The 18,814-nt window shown below is 73.7% G+C and carries 17 protein-coding genes; 10 read left to right on the top strand and 7 right to left on the bottom strand.

Features of this window, described 5'->3' with window-relative positions; genetic code table 11:
• Nucleotides 1–97: 97 nt before the first annotated feature.
• The 7 genes from ACZ5D2_RS06865 to ACZ5D2_RS06835 all read left to right on the top strand — a co-directional run bounded on the left by ACZ5D2_RS06865 (nucleotide 98) and on the right by ACZ5D2_RS06835 (nucleotide 8,415).
• Nucleotides 98–862, top strand: coding sequence for a tannase/feruloyl esterase family alpha/beta hydrolase (locus ACZ5D2_RS06865; protein WP_371680275.1), 765 nt, complete (start codon nucleotides 98–100; stop codon nucleotides 860–862).
• Nucleotides 863–929: 67 nt separating this feature from the next.
• A complete protein-coding gene (locus ACZ5D2_RS06860) occupies nucleotides 930–3,191 on the top strand; it encodes a HelD family protein (protein ID WP_371680276.1) in 2,262 nt (753 codons plus the stop codon).
• Nucleotides 3,192–3,273: 82 nt separating this feature from the next.
• Entirely contained in the window at nucleotides 3,274–4,467 is a 1,194-nt protein-coding gene (locus ACZ5D2_RS06855; RefSeq protein WP_371680277.1) for a cytochrome P450 family protein, read from the top strand.
• Nucleotides 4,468–4,587: 120 nt separating this feature from the next.
• A complete protein-coding gene (locus tag ACZ5D2_RS06850; RefSeq protein ID WP_371680278.1) occupies nucleotides 4,588–5,853 on the top strand; it encodes a VWA domain-containing protein in 1,266 nt (421 codons plus the stop codon).
• Complete coding sequence (locus tag ACZ5D2_RS06845; protein WP_371680279.1) at nucleotides 5,853–6,647, top strand: hypothetical protein; 795 nt, start codon at nucleotides 5,853–5,855, stop codon at nucleotides 6,645–6,647. Before ACZ5D2_RS06850 ends, ACZ5D2_RS06845 begins: the two co-directional genes overlap by 1 nt.
• Before the next feature lie 126 nt (nucleotides 6,648–6,773).
• Nucleotides 6,774–7,691, top strand: coding sequence for a MurR/RpiR family transcriptional regulator (locus ACZ5D2_RS06840; protein WP_371680280.1), 918 nt, complete (start codon nucleotides 6,774–6,776; stop codon nucleotides 7,689–7,691).
• A 337-nt stretch (nucleotides 7,692–8,028) separates the two neighbouring features.
• Nucleotides 8,029–8,415, top strand: a complete 387-nt coding sequence (locus ACZ5D2_RS06835) for a hypothetical protein (protein WP_285525501.1) — start codon at nucleotides 8,029–8,031, stop codon at nucleotides 8,413–8,415.
• Between the two features lie 24 nt (nucleotides 8,416–8,439).
• On the opposite strand, the gene ACZ5D2_RS06830 is transcribed toward ACZ5D2_RS06835, so the two are convergent.
• The gene (locus ACZ5D2_RS06830; RefSeq protein WP_371680281.1) at nucleotides 8,440–10,035 is read right to left on the bottom strand and encodes a phospholipase D-like domain-containing protein; all 1,596 of its coding nucleotides are present in this window, start codon (nucleotides 10,033–10,035) and stop codon (nucleotides 8,440–8,442) included.
• A 317-nt stretch (nucleotides 10,036–10,352) separates the two neighbouring features.
• Here ACZ5D2_RS06830 and ACZ5D2_RS06825 point away from each other — a divergent pair, with 317 nt between their 5' ends.
• Nucleotides 10,353–10,553 carry a hypothetical protein gene (locus ACZ5D2_RS06825; protein WP_030234442.1) on the top strand — a complete coding sequence of 67 codons (201 nt, stop codon included), beginning with the start codon at nucleotides 10,353–10,355 and terminating at the stop codon, nucleotides 10,551–10,553.
• A 66-nt stretch (nucleotides 10,554–10,619) separates the two neighbouring features.
• Here ACZ5D2_RS06825 and ACZ5D2_RS06820 read toward each other — a convergent pair whose 3' ends face one another.
• Genes ACZ5D2_RS06820 through ACZ5D2_RS06805 form a run of 4 tightly spaced genes read right to left on the bottom strand, consistent with a single transcriptional unit; the run spans nucleotide 10,620 to nucleotide 14,326 of the window.
• Nucleotides 10,620–11,729 (bottom strand): aryl-sulfate sulfotransferase, encoded by a 1,110-nt coding sequence (locus ACZ5D2_RS06820; protein WP_351029676.1) that lies wholly within the window; start codon nucleotides 11,727–11,729, stop codon nucleotides 10,620–10,622.
• 55 nt (nucleotides 11,730–11,784) lie between these two features.
• The gene (locus tag ACZ5D2_RS06815; protein ID WP_468927717.1) at nucleotides 11,785–12,792 is read right to left on the bottom strand and encodes an ABC transporter substrate-binding protein; all 1,008 of its coding nucleotides are present in this window, start codon (nucleotides 12,790–12,792) and stop codon (nucleotides 11,785–11,787) included.
• Nucleotides 12,793–12,833: 41 nt separating this feature from the next.
• The gene (locus ACZ5D2_RS06810) at nucleotides 12,834–13,550 is read right to left on the bottom strand and encodes an ABC transporter ATP-binding protein (protein ID WP_359928447.1); all 717 of its coding nucleotides are present in this window, start codon (nucleotides 13,548–13,550) and stop codon (nucleotides 12,834–12,836) included.
• Nucleotides 13,547–14,326, bottom strand: a complete 780-nt coding sequence (locus tag ACZ5D2_RS06805; RefSeq protein WP_468927714.1) for an ABC transporter permease — start codon at nucleotides 14,324–14,326, stop codon at nucleotides 13,547–13,549. Before ACZ5D2_RS06805 ends, ACZ5D2_RS06810 begins: the two co-directional genes overlap by 4 nt.
• A gap of 130 nt (nucleotides 14,327–14,456) precedes the next feature.
• On the opposite strand from ACZ5D2_RS06805, the gene ACZ5D2_RS06800 reads away from it, so the two are divergent.
• Nucleotides 14,457–15,029, top strand: a complete 573-nt coding sequence (locus tag ACZ5D2_RS06800) for a helix-turn-helix domain-containing protein (protein WP_468927711.1) — start codon at nucleotides 14,457–14,459, stop codon at nucleotides 15,027–15,029.
• 9 nt (nucleotides 15,030–15,038) lie between these two features.
• Here the strand turns inward: ACZ5D2_RS06800 and ACZ5D2_RS06795 are convergent, their stop codons facing one another.
• On the bottom strand, nucleotides 15,039–15,542 hold the full coding sequence (locus ACZ5D2_RS06795; RefSeq protein ID WP_468927708.1) for a GNAT family N-acetyltransferase: 504 nt from the start codon (nucleotides 15,540–15,542) through the stop codon (nucleotides 15,039–15,041).
• Between the two features lie 29 nt (nucleotides 15,543–15,571).
• Entirely contained in the window at nucleotides 15,572–18,136 is a 2,565-nt protein-coding gene (locus ACZ5D2_RS06790; RefSeq protein ID WP_468927705.1) for a serine hydrolase, read from the bottom strand.
• A gap of 250 nt (nucleotides 18,137–18,386) precedes the next feature.
• On the opposite strand from ACZ5D2_RS06790, the gene ACZ5D2_RS06785 reads away from it, so the two are divergent.
• Nucleotides 18,387–18,806 (top strand): GntR family transcriptional regulator, encoded by a 420-nt coding sequence (locus tag ACZ5D2_RS06785; protein WP_266836529.1) that lies wholly within the window; start codon nucleotides 18,387–18,389, stop codon nucleotides 18,804–18,806.
• Nucleotides 18,807–18,814: the final 8 nt, after the last annotated feature.

Here is an 18,814-nt window from a genome sequence, read left to right as displayed (position 1 = left end):
GACCCCGTCCGGGGTCCCCGGGGTCCAGATCGACGGCTACTTCCCCGATACCTCCACGACCAACACCAACCACCACTGGAACCACGACAGTCAGTTCGTGATCCGGCTGCCCGACCACTGGAACGGCGGGCTCGTCGTCGCCGGGCCGCCGGGGCTGCGCGAGCAGTACGCCGACGACCGGATCATCAGCGACCAGATCCTCGCGAAGGGATACGCCTACGCCGCCACCGACAAGGGGAACACCGGCGAGGAGATCTACAAGGACGGGGAACGTCCCGGCGACGCCATCATGGAATGGCACCGCAGGTTCACCGAAATCACCGTCGCCGCCGAGAAGGTGACCGACCGGCACTACGGCCGCACCCCGCGCTTCACCTACGCCGCGGGCCTGTCCGCGGGCGGCCACCCCGTCCGCCGGCAGCTCGAACACCGCCCGGACCTGTACACCGGGGGGCTGGACTGGAACGCCCTCACCTTCACCACCGACGGTGGTCTGCTCAAGACCCTGCCGCCCGCGCTCGACGCCCTCACCCCGCAGACCGCCTTCGGCGACGTCTACCACCGCATGGTCACCGACTCCGGACGCGGCGCCCTGCACCGCTACATCACGGTCCCCGGCGGTGCGCACGCCGACGGCCTGGTCGCGCTGGACGAGGAGCACCTGCGCCCGATGCCGGGGAACTTCACGGCCGCCTTCGCAGACCTCGAAACCTGGACCCGGCCGACCTCGGGCCGGCAGTCCCGGACGGCCGCGAGCCGCTCCGGCCCCGGGTGGACATCCCCGCGACGCACCTGCCCCGGAATACAGGAAATGCCCCGGACGAATTGGCGTCCGGGGCATGCATTCGCGTATATTCAATAGTTCACGCCCTGTTGATTGAGGGCGTAGCTATGCTGTGTAGAGGCATCGTATCGCGCCGGGAGTGGAATTGTCAAACATCGCATTTCAGAGTGAGCAGCGATTCGTCACCGAGCTGTACGCGCGCCTCGAAGATCTGCGGGACCGGGCCGATCGCGCCGTCCGGGCGGCGCTGCGCCAGGGCGGCAACGGATTTCAGGAACGGCTGGAGCGCGACGTTGCCGTCGCCGAACAGTCCGGTCTCCTCGCCGCGCTGAACGCCGCCGAACACGGTCTCTGTTTCGGCCGGCTGGAATTCTCGGACGGCCGGGACCACCACATCGGCCGGATCGGAATCAGGCAGGACGACGCCGAACGCACACCCCTCGTACTCGACTGGCGCGCCGAAACGGCCCGCCCGTTCTATCTCGCCACCGGGTACGTCCCGATGGGGCTGCGCCGCCGCCGGCACATCACCACCCTGGGGCGGGAGGTGACCGCCCTGCACGACGAGATCCTCGACCTCGCCGACACCGAACGCACCGGTTACGAGGGCGCCGACGCGGACGCCGTGCTGCTCGCCGCCCTCGACGCCGCCCGCACCGGCCGCATGCACGACATCGTGCAGACCATCCAGGCCGAACAGGACGGGATCATCCGCTCCTCCCACCGCGGCGTCCTGGTCGTCGAGGGCGGCCCCGGCACCGGCAAGACCGCCGTCGCCCTGCACCGTGCCGCCTTCCTCCTGTACGCGCACCGCGAGCTCCTCGCCCGGCGCGGCGTACTGATCGTCGGCCCGAACCCCGCCTTCCTCGGCTACATCGGCGAGGTGCTGCCCTCCCTCGGCGAGACCGGGGTGCTCCTGTCCTCCCCGGGCGACCTCTTCCCCGGCGTGCGCGCCACCGGCACCGACCGCCCCGGAGCCGCCGAGGTCAAGGGCCGTGCCGCCATGGCGGAAGTCCTCGCCCGGGTAGTCGCCGACCGCCAGACCCTCCCCGAGGGAGTGCCCGCGGGCAGCGGCGAGGACAGCGACACGGTGCCGGAGCCGGCCCTGGAGATCGACCACGAGGACTACGGGACGCTCCTGCTCGACCGGACCATGGCCCACGCCGCGCGCGACCGGGCCCGCGCCACCGCCCTGCCGCACAACCTGGCCCGCCCCTACTTCGCGTTCGCCGTCATCGACGCCCTCACCGCGCAGCTCGTCGACCGGCTCGGCGCCGACCCCTACGGCGGCCCCAACCTGCTCGGCCCCGACGACGCGGCCCAACTCGGCAAGGAGATCGCCACCAGCGCCGACGTGCACGCCGCCATCGACAGCCTCTGGCCGCCGCTCACCCCGGAGCAGCTGGTCACCGAGTTCCTCGCCGAACCCTCCCACCTCGCCGAGGCGGACGCCGACCTGATCCGCCGGCCCGCGGGGGAGTGGACCCCGGCCGACGTCCCGCTCCTCGACGAGGCCGCGGAACTGCTCGGGACCGACGACAGCGCCGAACGCGCCGCCGCCGAGCGGGCCCGGCTGGAGCGCATCGACTACGCCCAGGGCGTCCTGGACCTCTCCCAGGGCTCCGAGTCCTACGAGTTCGAGGACATGGAGAACGAATACCTCGCCGCCCACGACATCATCGACGCGGAACGGATGGCCGAGCGCCACGAGGAGGCCGACCGCCGCACCACGGCCGAACGCGCCGCCGCCGACCGCACCTGGGCCTTCGGGCACGTGATCGTCGACGAGGCGCAGGAGCTGTCCGAGATGGCCTGGCGCCTGCTGATGCGCCGCTGCCCCACCCGCTCCATGACCCTCGTCGGAGACCCGGCCCAGACCGGCGACGAGGCGGGCTGCGGCTCCTGGCACCAGATCCTGGACCCGTACGTCGGCGACCGCTGGGAACGCGTCCGGCTCGCCGTCAACTACCGTACGCCCGCCGAGATCATGGAGGTCGCCGCCGCCGTCCTGCGCGCCCACCACCCCGGCTTCGAACCGCCGAGCTCGGTGCGCTCCACCGGCGTGCGCCCCTGGGTGCGCGGGACCGGGGACCTGCCGGGGGCCGTCGCCGAGGCCGTCCGCGCCGACGCCCCGGCCGAGGGCCGCCTCGCGGTGATCGCACCCCGCCCCCTGCACCCCGCGCTGGCCGCGGCCCTGCCCGGCGTACGGGCCGGAGAGGAGCCCGACCTCACCCGGCCCGTCGTGCTGCTCGACCCGCGCCAGGCCAAGGGGCTGGAGTTCGACACGGTGATCGTGGCCGAGCCGGCCGGCTTCCCGCCCAGCGACCTCTACGTGGCACTCACCCGCGCCACCCAGCACCTGGGCGTGCTGCACACCGGCCGCCTGCCCGAAGGACTGGACGGCTGAGCCGCGGCGGACCGGCCACACGCGCGACAAGTGGCCGGATCCGCCCGTCTCCGGGGGGCGTCGGCCGTCGTACCGTGAACAGATGCCCGTGGTCGACATCAGCTCCGGCGCCGAGGACTTCGCCGCCGACCCCTACTCCTTCTACGCGGCGCTGCGCGCGGCCGGACCGGTCCACCGGGTCGGCGGCGGCTCCCCCGACGACAGCCCCTGCTGGATCGTCGTCGGGTACGAGGAGGCCCGCCAGGCCCTGAGCCACCCGTCCCTGCTGAAGGACTGGCGCAGCGCCGGGACGTTCCCCGGCATCGAGCCCACCGCGGCCAACTCCAACATGCTGGAGTCCGATCCGCCCCAGCACACCCGGCTGCGCCGCCTGGTGGCCCGCGAGTTCACCGGCCGCCGGGTCCAGACGATGCGCCCGCTCGTCGAACGGACCACCGGCGAGCTCCTCGACGCCATGGCCGCCCGCCCCGAGCGCACCGCCGACCTGGTCCGGGACCTGGCCTTCCCCTTGCCGATGACGGTGATCTGCGAGCTCCTCGGCGTCCCCGACCTCGACCGCGACCGCTTCCGCCACTGGTCGAACGCGGTCGTCACCCCGCTGCCGGGCACCGTCGGCAACGAGGCGCACCGGCAGTTGAGCGGTTACCTCGCGGAGCTCGTCGCGCGGAAGGCCGCCCACCCGGGCGACGACCTGTTCAGCGCTCTGATCCGGACCCGCGACGAGGACGGCGACTCGCTCTCGCCCGACGAGCTGATCGGGATGGCCTTCCTGCTGCTGGTCGCCGGCCACGAGACCACCGTCAACCTCATCTCGAACGGCGTCCGCGCCCTGCTGGCCCACCCCGCCCAGCTGGCCGAGCTGCGCGCCGACCCGGACAAACTGCTCGACGCGGCGGTGGAGGAGATGCTCCGCTACGACGGCCCCGTCCAGAACTCCACCTACCGCTACGCCGCCACCGACGTGCAGCTCGGCGGTGTGGTCATACCCGCCGGGTCCATCGTGCTCGCCTCGCTGGCCGGGGCCGACCGCGACCCCGGCCGCTTCGCCGACCCGGACGTCTTCGACATCCACCGGGCCCCGCAGGGCCACCTCGCCTTCGGACACGGGCTGCACTTCTGCATCGGCGCCCCGTTGGCCCGCATGGAGGGCAGGATCGCGGTGCGCGGCCTGCTGGAGCGCTTCCCCGGGCTGGCCGAGGACCCGGCGGCCGGACCCCGCCAGTGGCTGCCCGGCAGCCTGATGCGCGGGGTGAGAAGCCTCCCGGTGCGCTGGTAGCCCGCGTCCCGTACCGGCGGCCGGGGGCGGCCCGACCGCCGTACCGGGCCGCCCCACGGGTGAACGCCGCCCGCCGGGGGACGTTTTGGTTTGCCGTCGGATCCTCAATACGATCCGGCGATGATCACAAGAAAACGGCTGGCGGCCGGGGCCTGCGGCCTGTTCGTCGCCTTGACCGCGGGGCTCCTGCCCACGAACGCCGTCGCCGCCGACGGACCCGCGAAAGAGCCCCCCAAGGTCGAGCTGGTGCTCGACGTCAGCGGATCGATGCGCGCGACCGACATCGACGGCCAGTCCCGGATGGCCGCCGCCAAGCAGGCCTTCAACGAGGTCCTGGACGCGGTGCCCGACGAAGTCCGGCTCGGCATAAGGACCCTGGGGGCCACCTACCCCGGTGACGACCGGGCGCTGGGCTGCAAGGACACCAAGCAGCTCTACCCCGTCGGCACGGTCAACCGCACCGAGGCGAAGACCGCCGTCGCCACCCTCGCCCCCACCGGCTGGACGCCGATCGGCCCCGCCCTGCAGGCCGCCGCCCAGGACCTCGACGGGGGCAACGCCACCCGCCGCATCGTGCTCATCACCGACGGCGAGGACACCTGCGCCCCGCTCGACCCGTGCGAAGTGGCCCGCGACATCGCGGCCAAGGGCATCCACCTCGTCGTCGACACCCTCGGCCTCGTCCCCGACGCCAAGACCCGCGCCCAGCTCACCTGCATCGCGGAGGCCACCGGCGGCACGTACACCTCGGTGGCGCACACCGCCGAACTCTCCGGCAGGGTCAGACAACTGGTCGACCGGGCCGCCGACCCGGTGGTCACCCCGGTGGCCACCGAGGGCGCCAAGCAGTGCGAAGGCGCCCCGCAGCTGAAGGCCGGCCTCTACAGCGACCGCGAGACCTTCGGCGAGCACCGCTGGTACCGCGTCGACGTCCGCCCCGGACAGGAACTGCGCGCCTCGGTCAGCATCGGCGCCGACCGCGCCGTCAACAACGACTACGGCGTCCTGCTGCGCGCGTCCACCGTCCACGGGCGGGAGATCGTCCGGGGTTCCGAGGCCGGCGACGGCCGCACCGATGTCGTCTCGACCGGCCTGCGCTACCCGAAGGCACCCCTGGACGGGGACGCCTCGAAGACCCCGGAGACCGTCTGCCTCCAGGTCAGCAACTCCTTCTCCGCCGGTCCGGCCGTCAAGACCGCGCCCGGCATGCCCGTCGAGCTGACCATCGACCTGGTCGACGGCCCGGACGAGCCCTCCGACGTGGCCTCCTTCGGCCTCGGCCGGGGCTGGTGGCTGCTGGGCCTGCTGGTGCTCACCGGTCTGCTCGCGGGGCTGGTCTGGGGCTGGATCTCGCGCTGGCGCATCTCCGTCTGGAGGACCAACTGATGCGTACCGTACGCACCCTGACGGCCGCCCTGCTGGCGGGGGCCGCCCTCCTCGCCCCGGCGTCCGCCGCCACCGCCGCCCCGAGCCCCACGCCGAGCGCCGGCCAGAAGGGTGAGGGTCCCACCGAGGCCGGCACAGGCTTCCGCACGGCGACCGCGTTCCGTCCGGGCCAGAAGGCCACCGCCGCCGGCTCCACCGGCGACTACCTGTACTGGGTCCTGCCCGTGGACGCGGGCCAACGGGCCACCGTACGGGCTGCGGTGACCCTCCCGGAGTCCGCCGCCCGGCACGGCGCCTCCACCTGGCGCCTCGACGTCTACGACGGGCTGCGCCGCCGACAGGCCTGCACCTACGGAACCCAGACCGCCGCGGCGGCCCGGGAGGCCTCCACCGTGGAGCTCGACTGCGTGCTGCGCACGGTCCGCTCCGGGGCCGAGGCCTGGTCCAACGATCCCCTGCCGGGCAGCTACTACGTCCGCCTGACGGTGGCCGGGCTGCCCGAGGAGGACCTGGGCCTGCCCGTACGGGCCCAGGTCGAGGCCGAGATCAAGGAGATGGGCGGCGCCGCAGCGGTGGACGCGGCCCTGGCCGAACCCCTGGTCCCGGGCATCACGGGCGCCTCCGAGCAGCAGCGCGCGGCGCGCGCGCCCGAGGACGGCTGGTCCGGCGGCTGGTGGTCCGACCGGTGGCTGTGGACCGCCGCCGGAGGGATCCTCGGCGCCCTCGCGGGCATCTACGGGTACTCCCTGACCCGGGGCTCGGGCCGGCCCGGACGGCCCCGGTCCGAGGCCTGACGGGACCGGAGGGAGAGGGGGCCGTCCAGTCCGCAGGACGGGACGGCCCCGCACGGCACAATGATCAACCGGCCACGGAGCGTGGGCTATGTTGGAAGGCGAGTGACGTGAGAAGGAGGCCCTCCGGTGTCATCGGGGCAGCAGGCGCGCGCACAGGCGGCCGCGATCACGCCGGGCACGGTCCCGCAGGAGCGGGAGAAGCCGCCGGCCGACCGGCTGCTCGCGCTCTTCGACGGCCACCGGCTGTCCCCGGGCCAGCGGCGGATCGCCCAGTACCTGATCGACCACCTCACCGAGGCCGCGTTCCTCTCCATCACCGAGCTCGCCGAACGCGTCGGGGTCAGCCAGCCCTCCGTGACCCGTTTCGCCGCCGCGCTCGGATTCAGCGGCTATCCCGCGCTGCGCGAGGTGCTCCAGCCGATGGCGCTGAGCGCGGTGGCCGGCACCCCCGACAGCCGTGAGCAGATCCGCCACAACGAGCTCCAGGCCGCCGTCGACGCCGAGATCGAGAACCTGGAAAGCGTGCGCCGGCTGCTCGCCGACACCAACCGGGTGCTGGAGATCGGCCGGGACCTGGCCCACTCGGTCCCGCTGACGGTCCTGGGCCTGCGGATCTCGGTGTCCCTCGCCGAATACTTCGCCTACGCCGCCCGCCGCATCCACCCGGACGTCCGCGTGGTGACCCGGGGCGGCAGCGTGGCCTACGACGCCCTGCTCCAGTCCCGGGCGGCCGGCGGCAGCTGGGTGATCGCCTTCGCCATGCCCCGGCACGCCAACGAGACCCTGGCGGCCCTGCGGGCGGCCCGCAGCACCGGCCTGCGGGTCGTGCTGATCACCGACCCCACCCTCGGCCCGCTGGTGGAGGAGGCGGACGTGGTGCTGACGGCCGGCGCCGGATCCCGGTTGGTCTTCGACTCGTACGCGGCTCCCGGCATGCTCTCCGCCGCCCTGCTCCAGGCGATGGCCGACGCCGATCCCGAGCGGACCCAGGCCCGGCTCGAACAGTACGAGCAGGTCGCTGACCAGCACGGATTCTTCCTCTAGCGGGCTCGGCGGAGGCCTCGGGGGACCCCCGGCGGCAGGCGGATATTCACCGCCCGGCCATGTATGAAATTTTTCATACCCTTGCGTACTCGACGGTATATATGTTTACTGACGGCGGCGTTCCGGATCCACCAGATGCCAGGGAGGGCGACCCCACGTCCTCTTCGAACAGCCACCCAGTACGCCGCTCCTCCTCACGGCGCGACCGGGTGACGGGTCAGGGCTTTCGGATCCGGCGGAGCGCCCCCCTGGCGGCCTCGGTCAACCCCTGGGCCGAGGCCGCCCCCCTACGCAGTGTCTCGATCAGTGCTTCGACCACCACTCGGAAGTGACGAGAATGTCCCAGACGGCCACCCTCACGCGCAGCCCGGACTGGCCCCTCCAGGTGAAGTCCCCCGGCTCGCACGACTGGGAGCGCAGCGCCACCCGCTGGCTGCGGGACCTGCTCCCGGCCCGCTACGGCAGCTACCTGACGCTGACCCGTCACCACGCCCTGCTCGCCCGCCACGTCCAGCTCCAGCTGCAGCACGAGATGCGCGCGGTGCGCGTGGCCCTGCACACCAGCCGGGCCGAGCTGCCGATGATGGGGGTCGCCGAGTCCGTGATCGAGAACACGATCAGGATGTACGCCATCGAGCTCGAACAGCTCGGCCGCCTCTCCCGGGGCGTCCGCCTCGTCTCCGAGGCGCTCCTCGTGGGAACCCCGGCCCAGCGCAAGCGCTGACCCGGGGCGCCCCGCCGCCGGGCGTCAGCCCTGGCAGATGCCGCGCGCGTAGTCGTACGTGGCGGTCGCCTGCGAGTACTTCCACTGGGAGGCGAGCAGGCCGTCCGCCAGCTGCTTCGCGGCGGCCGGGCTCTCGACGACGTAGCCGAAGTCCTGGAGCCAGGACGGGTACAGGTTCTTCGAGCCGATGTAGAAGGCCGAGTCGTCCACCGAGACCAGCTTGTGGTGCTGGGCGTACGGCTTGCCGTCCGCCCACGTCGCCTTGTCGGAGGCGCGGAACGTCGCCAGCTGCAGACCGTCGCACATCGCGGCCTTCGCCCGGCCCGCGTCGCCGGTCAGGGCCTGGAGGCGGCCCCGCAGGACGTCGCTCACCTCGGACAGCGACTTGATCTGGGAGTAGCCGTCACTGCCGACCGCGCCCCGGTTCGCCGGGTCGCTGACGACGATGCGCACCTTCACCCCGGCCGCCAGCTTCGCGGCGAGGGCGTCGTAGAGCCGGATGTCGTAGCGGGGCAGCGGCGGGCAGGTCGCGTTCAGGTCCTGCTGGGAGATCTCGATGTGCCCGGTCGCGCTCGCGACCAGCGCCCGCAGCGCGCTCTCCTCCGGGTTGACCGTGTCGTAGTCCCGGTCGGCGTTGGTGTTGTCGTGCACCCCGATGACGCACTTGGTGTCGGGGGCCGTCGGCAGGACGGGCTTGAACGCCGAGGTCGGGTCGCTCTGCCGGATGCCGACGCCGAGGCCGCCGACCGCCAGGGCCGGGACGTCCCCGCCGCCCGTCGGGGCCGCGGGGCGGGGCAGGGTGGGCATGCAGCCCGCGTTGTTGGAGGACGCGAACCAGACGCTGGCCCAGCTGCTCTTGTTGCGGCAGGTCCAGTCCCACAGGGTGTCGAGGTAGCGGCCGGCCGAGCCCGCCGCCGGACCGGACAGCGCGAGATCGACGTCGTTCACCGGGTGGGCGGTGTCGAGGTAGTCGTCCTTCCAGCTGTTGATGCCACCGGTGATCACCGAACCGCCGTCCACCACCACCAGCTTGGAGTGGTTCCAGGAGAAGCCGGTCTTCGAGGTCGTCATCGACGCCACGTTCAGCGTGATGTTCGCCGCCGCGGGCCCCAGCTTGGCCACCATCTCGTCGCGGTACGAGGACGGGATCACATTGGCGTGGTAGATCGGCGCGGCACCGACCAGGATGCGCACCTGGAGCCGGTTGCCCTTCTGCGCCGCCTCCTTCAGACCGGCCACGATCGCGTCCTGGAACCCGCCGTTGGGGAAGGGGGCCAGGGTGGATATGTCCACGCTCTGCCGCGCCTGCGCGATGTCCTCGCGCATCTTCTCCAGCAGCCGGCGGGAGCCGGGGCGCTCGGTGCAGGCCGGGTCGCCCCAGCAGCCGGGGCTCTGCAGCAGCCAGTCGGAACCGCCGGGGGCGGAGGCGCCGAGGCGGTTGCCGGCGGTGCGCTCCCAGACCGAGCCCTCCAGGCCGGGGGAGACCTGGCGCAGGGTCTGCTCCACCGCGTCCAGGTGCGGGGTGGGGGAGTCGGCGTACGCCGGGGCGGCGGACAGCAGGGCGAAGGAGGAGAGGGAGAGCGCGAGCGTGAGGGCCGTCGTGCGGACGGTGCGTGCCAATGTGGTTCCTTGGATGGGGGTGGCTCAGGCCGGACGGCACCGGGAATCGGGCCCCAGCCTTGATCAACTCGCGCAAGTTACCAGCCCGTAGGGCGTTGTTCATCTCCGTCCGTCGGCTTCCGGCCACCTCCGGAGGGACCCCTCTGCGGGCATGGCCGAAAAGTGCTGACGGAATCGCGGCGTCCGGTGGGCCGTCGGGGAGCAGGCGTATCGGCCATTCGGATTGGAGTCGGCGCGACGCGGAACGCCGCCCGGACAGCGGGAGCCCCCCGCCCTACCTTCGGGGACTGTTCCGCTTCTTCCCGAAAGGTGCATCCATGCGATCTGTCCGTTCCGCATTCGCCGTCCTCGCCACCGCCGCCATCGTGCTCGCCGGCGCGGGCGCCGCGAGCGCCGACGTGAACGTGACCGTCCCGGAAGGCAGCCAGTACAACCTCGTCTTCGGCGACTGGTTCCAGTTCGCCGCCGACGACATCTTCAACGCGGGCAAGGACAACACCGTCGGTTCCAACAACTGACGCGACGAGCCGTACGGGCCCGGCCCGCCCCCGGTCGTACGGGGGCGGGCCGGGCCCTGCCGCGCGTCAGAGCCAGGGGATCTGCTCCGCCCCGTACCGGTAGGCGCGGAAGACGGAGTTCTGCGCGCCGCGCGAGGACTCCAGGCCGGTGCCGCGGCTGAACGAGCCGAACTCCGGCACGACGAACTCCCAGACCACGTCCCCCTCGGGGGTCACCTCGAAGAGCCGCCCGAAGGAACCCTCGGCGATGAACGTGTTGCCGTTGGGCAGGCGCTGGGCGCTGGACATGTACGGGCTGTAGAAGTTCTGCGGCGGATTGTCCTCGTACGACCACACCTGCTCGCCCGTCGTCGGGTCGAGCTCCAGCACCCGCGAGTACGGCACGGACGTCGTGTCGCGGTAGGTCCCGTTGTCGAACACCAGGATGGTGCCGCCCGGCAGCTCGTGCGGGTGGTGCTGCTGCGCGAGGACGTCGGGGCCTATCCGCCAGCGCACGGAGCCGTCGGCGCGGTCCACGGCCACCGTCGTCGACGCGCTGCGGAAGCCCACGACGATGCCGCCGTCGGCGAGTTCGTTGACGGTGTTGGCCATCGGCCAGTGCTCGCGGGCGAAGTGCGGGTTGAGCGGTACCTCCTCCGGGTCGAGGTGCTCGATCGCCGCCCAGCGCCAGACCGTCTCGCCCTCCCAGGTCAGCTCGTACACCACGTCCCCGTAGATCACCCCGCCCGGTGCCTCCGAGCCGGGGATGCCGCCGCGGATCCGGGCCGCGTCCGCCGGGGACAGCGGCTCCACGACGGTGATCAGCAGGTTGCCGTTGCGCAGGACGGAGGCGTCGTGGTGGTGGAAGGGGTGGCGGACCTCGCGCAGCACGGTGGAGTCCGGGGCGAGTTCCTGGAAGATGCCGCCGTGGTAGACGTCCCAGATGGGGAAGAGGCTCGGGCCGCCGGTGTCCTTGGCCGCGTAGAAGAGGGTGCCTCCCGGGAGCAGCTGGGCCTGACGGCCGGGCGGGTGCGGGGAGTTCCAGGTGTGGGCGGGCTCGCCGTCGATGCCGACGAGGTGGATCCGGCCGTCACCGGTGATCGGGGTGTAGAGGGTGTAGCCGCCGAAGCTGCGCCGCGGATCGTGGGCGCGCAGGCCGGTGCCGCGGCGGCGCAGGGTGTTCTGGTCGACGCTCATGGAGGGTCCTCCCTGGGTGGGTGGGGTGGGTGGGGTGGGTCGTACGGGGGCCGGTTCAGGGGGTGGTGACCGTGACGGCCGCCGGATCGGCCGCCCGCAGGGGGCCGGGCCGCAGCCGGGCCGACAGCGCGGACCGGTCGGCGGCGCCCGGCAGGGACCGGGCGGCCTTGGCCCAGGCGGCCTCGTCCGACAGATCGGCGAGCAGCTCGGGCGTCAGGCTCGCCCCGTAGGCGTAGCGGGGCTGGAAGGCGTCGACGTACCCGGCCTGGAGCGCGCCCTTGGACTGGGCCACCACGGCCGCCCGCGCCGCGGCCGGATCGGCGGCGGCGGCGCGCTGCGCGCCGAGCACCGTGCGCAGGACGGCGGTGGTCTCCTCGTCGCCCGCCGAGGGGCCCGCGACGAGGAGGGTGTGGGCGGTGTAGCCGGTGAAGGGGAGCTCGGCGTAACGGGCGCCGAGGGCGGTGCGGGCGGCGTCGTAGAAGCTGGGGAAGGTGACGCCGGCGTCGACGTCGCCGCGGGCGAGGGCGGGGGCGACCTGGTTCGGGGCCAGGTTGACCACCGTCACGTCCGCCGCGGTCAGCCCGGCGGAGGCGAGCATCCGGGACAGGGCGTACTCGACGTTCGTGCCCTGCGGGACCCCGACCTTGAGGCCCTTGAGCGCGCCGAAACCGGTGACGGAGCGGTCGGTGCGGGTGAGCAGGCGCCAGTCCGAGAAGCGGGACAGGTCGGCCACGATCCGCACGTCGCGCCCGCCGAGCGCGGCCGTGACCGCGGGCAGGTCGCCCACGACCCCGAACCGGGCCTGGCCGCCGAGGACGGCGTTCAGTGCGTCGCGGCCGGTGGGCAGGGTGGTCAGGGTGGCGTCGAGGCCCTCGGCGGCCCAGAGCGAGCGCTCCTGGGCGAGGTAGACGGGCGCGGCGGCCAGCTGGTCGCTTCCGGCCAGGGTCACGGCGCGCCGTCCGCCGCCGCCCCCGGCCCCGCCGTCGGCGTCGGCGCAGGCGGTGGCGAGGAGCGGGAACAGCGCGGCCAGCAGTACGACGGCCAGCGCGCGGGGTCTGGGCATGGTGGGTTCCTTCCGGGGATGGGGGATGGGGGATCGGGGGTTCAGGGGGTGGTGAGGTGGGCCGCGACGCTCTCGCGCAGGGCCGGGTCCGGGGGGCCCGCAGGGACCGGGTGGTCCGCGAGGACCCGGCCCGGGGAACCTCCGAGGACCACCACCCGCCCGGCCAGGGCGAGCGCCTCGTCGATGTCGTGCGTCACGAACAGCACGGTGGTGCCGCTGCGCTCCCACAGCTCGCGCAGCAGCGCCTGCATCCGCGTCCGCGTCAGCGCGTCCAGGGCCCCGAACGGCTCGTCCATCAGCAGCACCTCCGGCCGCGCGGCCAGCGCCCGCGCCAGCGCCACCCGCTGCTGCATCCCGCCGGACAACTGCGCCGGGTACTTCTCGGCACCGTCCGCCAGCCCGACCTCCGCGAGCGCGGCCAGAGCCAGTTCGCGCCGGCGCGCACGCGGCAGTCCGAGCCGCTTGAGGGCGAACTCGACGTTGCCGCGGGCCGTGCGCCAGGGGAAGAGCGCGTAGTGCTGGAAGACCACGCCCCGGTCCGGGCCCGGCCCCGTCACCTCCGTACCGCCGGCCGTCACCCGTCCCGTCGCGGGCCGCACGAAACCGGCGACCGTGTTCAGCACCGTGGACTTCCCGCAGCCGCTCGGCCCGAGCAGCGCCGTGAACGACCCCGCAGGGAACACCAGGTCCGTCGGCCGCAGCACCGGCGCGGCCCCGTACCCGACCGACAGCCCCTCCAGCCGTACCTCCAGGCTCATGACGCGCTCCAGTGCACCCAGCGACGCCCGACGGCGGCCAGCAGCAGGTCGGCGGCCACGCCCAGCAGCCCGAGGACCAGCAGCCCCGCGAACATCCGGTCCACCCGCAGGAACTGGCCGTCCACCTGCAGCCGGTACGCCAAACCACTGTCCGCGCCGCCCAGTTCGGCGGCGACCAGTGCCAGCAGGGCCACCGAGGCCCCGTAGCGCAGGGCGGCCAGCAGCGTGGGCGCCGCGGCGGGCAGCAGGACCTCGGTGAACCGCCGGTGCAGGGGCGCCCCCAGCGACCGGGCGGCCCGCAGGTGCGACACCGGTACCCGCGACACCCCGTCGTGCACGTAGAGCCAGACCGCGAGGAGGACGGCGTAGGCGATCAGCAGCCGCTTGGCGTTCTCGCCGATGCCGAACCAGGCGGTCGCCAGCGGCACCAGCGCGACGGCCGGGATCGGGCGGAGGAAGGAGACCACCGGCGTGACGGCGGCCGACAGCCGGGGAAGGTACCCCGTCGCGAAGCCGAGGGCGCCACCGGTCACCGCCCCCAGCGCGAAACCCTGCCCCGCACGGGTCAGGCTGGCGCCGAGGTCGGTGGCCAGGGTCCCCTCGCGGGCACTGTCCGCCAGGGCCGCCGCGGTGTCGGCGGGGGAGGGCAGCAGTCCCGGGGCCACCGCCCCGGACCGGGCGAGCAGGTACCAGAGCGCGAGGACGGCACCGGCCGCGCCCAGGGCCGGGCCGAGCCGGCCGAGGGCCCGGCCGGCGGGGGAGGGGGAGGCTTGCACGGGACGACTCCTCGGGGGTGTTGATAAGTGAGGTCAATAATTGACCACGCTTATCAACGGGGTGTTGCGGCGGTGTGAAACCGTCCGGGTCCACCCGGGCCCGTGCGGGCGATGGGATACGTTCACCTGCGTGTCTCGACCCGAACCCACACCCGAAGCGCTGGAGGTCGGCCGGGCGATCCGCGAGTGCCGCACCGCGCGCCGCGTGTCCATGGCCGCGCTCGCCACCCGCTCGGGCCTCTCCCAGCCCTTCCTCAGCCAGCTGGAACGCGGACTGGCCACCCCCAGCCTGAGCTCGATCTACCGCATCGCCGAGGCGCTCGACGTCACGCCCGGTACCTTCCTGCGCCCCCCGGAGCGCCCCGGAGTCGTCAGCCACGAGAGCGACCCGCAGGTGATCCAGGTGAGCGAGGCCGCCGGACAGGTGGCGCGGGTGCTCATCCCGGGCGGACGCAGCGGCCTGATGGAGGCCTACGAGCACCACTTCGAGCCCGGCCGGGGCGAGCGCGGCTGGTTCGCGCACCCCGGCGAGGACTTCCTCTACGTACTGGAGGGCGAGGTCCTGCTCGAAGTCGAGGGCGAGGAGCCCTTGTTGCTGCGAGCGGGCCGGAGCGCCCACCACCGGGGCGACCTGCCGCACCGCTGCTCGCTGCCGGAGGGCGGCTCGGCGGCCCGCACCCTGCTGGTCATCGCGAACGCGTAGCGGCGTCCCTCACGCGGGGGCGGCGTAGCACCGCACGGTCACCGTGCGCCCGGGGCCCCAGTGCTGCTCGACGCTTCCCAGCGGGCTCCAGCCGAGGCGGTCGTAGAGGGCGACGGCCGCCGTGTCGGAGGCCAGTACGTCGAGCACGGGACGCAGTCCGCGCGCCCGCGCCTCGCGCACGGCCCGTGCCATCAGCAGGGCGCCGGCCCCCAGCCCCCGTGCGGTCGGGGCGACGAAGAGCCGGCCGACCACGGCCACTGCCTCCACGGGTGCGCCGGACCGCCGGCACCACAGCGCGGGCGCGGCATCGTCCGGCCGGCTGCGGGACAGCGCGACATGACCGGCCGGCACCCCTTCGCGCTCGGCCACCCAGGCGTCGAGGAGCGCCGGCGGCGACAGCCACCGCTCGGGCCGCTCCGGCCAGTCCACGGGATAGCCGTCGGCGCGGTGGACCTCGGCGAGCACGCGGGCGCACGCGCCGAGGTCACGGGGTTCACGGCGTCGGACGTCCATGCCGCCATGCAACCACGGGGGTCCCGCCGTCAGGACAGCCGGGTCACCCGCGCGCCGAACGACGGCTCCGCCAGGTCCTTGCCCACGGCCACCGGGATGCTCCTCGCGCCCTCCCCGTCGCCGACCGTCAGCACACCGACCTCGGTGCCCGCCTTCGCCTCGTGCGGCAGGGACTTGCCGCCCGCGCCGAGCGAGAGCTTCAGTCGCTGCCCCGGTACGCCGATCACGGAGAGGTCCTTCGTGGCCACCAGCGGGGTGCGGCCGCCGAGCCCGTCGTCGACGTAGCCCACCGTCTGCCCCTTGCGCACGGCGGGGGCCTCGGCGAGCGCGGCGCGGACGGCCCCGATGACCTTGCCGCTGTTCTCCTTCACCAGCTCCAGGCTCCGCCGGGCCTCCGGGTCCGGCCCGTCCACGTGCTGGTCCATCATGGTGCCGAGGATCAGTTGGGTCTGCGTCCCGACCGTCTTGTACGCGGCCCACATCAGGGTGCCGCCTGCGGGGGTGCTCGAACCGGTCTTGATGCCCTTGACGCTCAGGTCGCGGTCGAGGAGCAGGCTGGCGTTGTTGTTGAGGAGCGGCTCGGACAGACCCGGGATGGTTTCCTGCGGCAGGGCGACCACCGCGCGGAACACCTCGTCCTTCATCGCCGCCTCGGCGAGCTTCAGCTGGTCGGCGGCGGTACTGACGGTGGCGGCGTCCAGGCCGCTGGGATCCGTGTACGTGGTGTCCTTCATCCCGAGCTCCTTCGCGGCGGCGTTCATCTTCGCGACGAAGGCGTCCGTGGTGGTGGAGCCGGTGTCCCAACGGGCCAGCAGGCGGGCGATGTTGTTGCCCGACGGGATCATCAGCATCTTGAGCATGTCCAGCTGGCTGTACTTCGTCCCGGCCGTGAGCCCCTTGATGCGGGACTGGTCCAGGGCGTTTCCTTCGGCCGCGGCCGCCGCGTCCACCTCGATACGGGGGCCGGCGTCGTTCTTGCGCAGGGGGTGGCCCTTGAGGATCACGTACGCCGTCATCACCTTCGCCACGCTGGCCGTCGGCATCGGCTTCTGCTCGCCGAAGGTGGCGACGTCACCGGAGCCGGGCAGCCGGACGGCACCCTGGCCCTTGGCCGGCCACGGGATCGTGGTGGTCCCCTCCAGGGTGTACGAGGACTCGCCGCCCGCCAGCATCGGGGCGGGCAGCGGGCGCACCAGCTGCGCGGCGACGGCGACGGCGCCCAGCAGCAGCACGAGCGGCGTCCACACCTTGACCCGGCGGGTGAGGGTGCGGCGGGGGGTCTCCGGCGGGGGAGCGGTGTTGGTCAGCTCGGCCAGCAGTTCGAGCGGGGGCAGCGGCGCCTCCCGCGTCACCTCCGGCCAGGCGGGGGGCTGGGGGCGGGGCGGCTCGACGGCCTCGGGCGCGGGCGCCGCCCCGCCGTCGAGCTCCTTGAGCGCGACGAACCGACTGGTCCGCTCGGCGTCGCTCTCCTCGTCACCGTCGGCCCGGCGGGCGGGAGCGGCGCCGGTCCCGTCGCCCTTCGTCCGGGGTCCGCCGGCGGCACCGGGCGCGGCGGGGGCGGCGGCGGCTGCGGTGGCGCCTGCCGCGGCCGGCTTCCGCGGCCCGTCGGCCGTGCTGGGACCGTCGCCCTCGGGTGCCTCCGGGCCGTCGTCCTCCGTGTCCCGCGCGGGGCGGGCGGAGGCTTCCTCGGCGGAGTCCGCCGCGGAGTCCACGTTGCCGGGCGGGGTGGACTTCCCGGCGGCGGGCTTCTCCGCCGGCTGGTCCGCGGGCTCGTTCGTGTCGCTGTCGCTGTCGCTGTCGCTGTCGCTGTCGCTGTCGCCGTGTTCCGGTCGGGTGGGGGTGGCCGAGGTGTCCTTCGCGTCGTCGGGGGCCCCGGCCGTCGACGCTGCCGGGGACCGCGGATCGGCCGGGCCGTCGCCCTGCGGGGCGGTGGCGGCCGTGGCGTCCGGGTCCCGGGACCCGGTGGGCTCCTGGTCCTCGGGGTCGCTCATGGCGGGCGCGGCGTCGGCATCGGTGTCGCCGTCGGCGTCCCGTGCGGGGGCCGTCTTCGCGTCCCGGAGCCGGGGTTCCGCCGTGCCGGGCCCCTCGGACTGCCGGTCCTCGGGGGCGCCTTCGGCGGCGGTCGTCGAGGGGTTCGCCTCGTCGTCGGACGCCGAACCCTCACGCGGGGCGGGAGCGGATTCCTTCGTCCCGGTCCTGGCCCAGGAAGGGGCCGGCCTCCCGGTGGCGGAGGGCTTCCCTTCGGCGGGGTCGCCCTCGGCAGAGGCCCCGTCGGACTTCGCGGCTGCCGCGTCTCCGCCGTCGACGCCGTCCCGCTCCGGACGTCGCCCGGAGGTCTCCTGCGACGGGTCGGCTCCCTCTGTCCGCGGCGCGGCGGAGTCGGAGGTGGGGCCGGTACCGGCCTCCTCCGCATCCGCATCCGCATCCGCACGGGTATCGGTATCGGTATCGGTGGCCCCGGCGGGGTCCGCAGGGGTTCCGTCCGGAGTTTCCCGAAGGGCGCCGGGTTCGGTCACACCGTCCCCCTCAGCCGCCCGCAGGGCACCCGGCACGCCCTCCGGGTCCGTCCGCTCCGTCACCGTCTCCGCCTTCATCCAGCGCCCCACCTTGCTGCTCACACCCGGCCCGGCCGGTTCTCGCCGTAGTCGTCATCACCATCGGCGCGGCCGCAGGCCGGCCCGCCGATCACCTAGATGTGCCGCGCACCCTGCGCGTTCCCCCGGTTCGAACCTGTGACCGTTCGGTCATACTCCCGCCTCCGCCGCTCCCTTCGGCATCCGGTTTGACGCGCCCGCGATGACTCTGCACTATTCCACTAACGTGTTAGTGGAATGAGGTGGAGGTATGGAGTTCCGGGTCGACCGGCGCAGCGGCGTCGCCACCTACCTGCAGCTCGTGACCCAGGTGAAGCAGGCGCTGCGCCTGGGCGTGCTGGAACCGGGGGACCGGCTGCCGACAGCCCGTGAAGTGGTCGCGGCCACCGCGATCAACCCCAACACCGTCCTCAAGGCGTACCGGGAGCTGGAGCGCGAAGGGCTCGTGGAGCCCCGTCCCGGCGCGGGCACCTTCGTACGCCGGTCCCTGTCCCGCCCCGAGGCGGCGGCGGACTCCCCGCTGCGCACCGCCCTGGCCGCCTGGATGGTCCGGGCGCGCGAGGCGGGCCTGGACCGGGAGGACATCACGGCGCTCATCACGGCCGCCGTGGAGGACAGCTTCAACAACTCCGGGCCCCGGCCCGGACCGTCGAGAGAGGACACGGCGTGAGCGATCCG

Source organism: Streptomyces sp. NPDC031479, assembly GCF_055581065.1.
The sequence above is the reverse complement of the archived record's forward strand: the minus strand, read 5'-3'. Positions and strand labels throughout refer to the sequence as shown.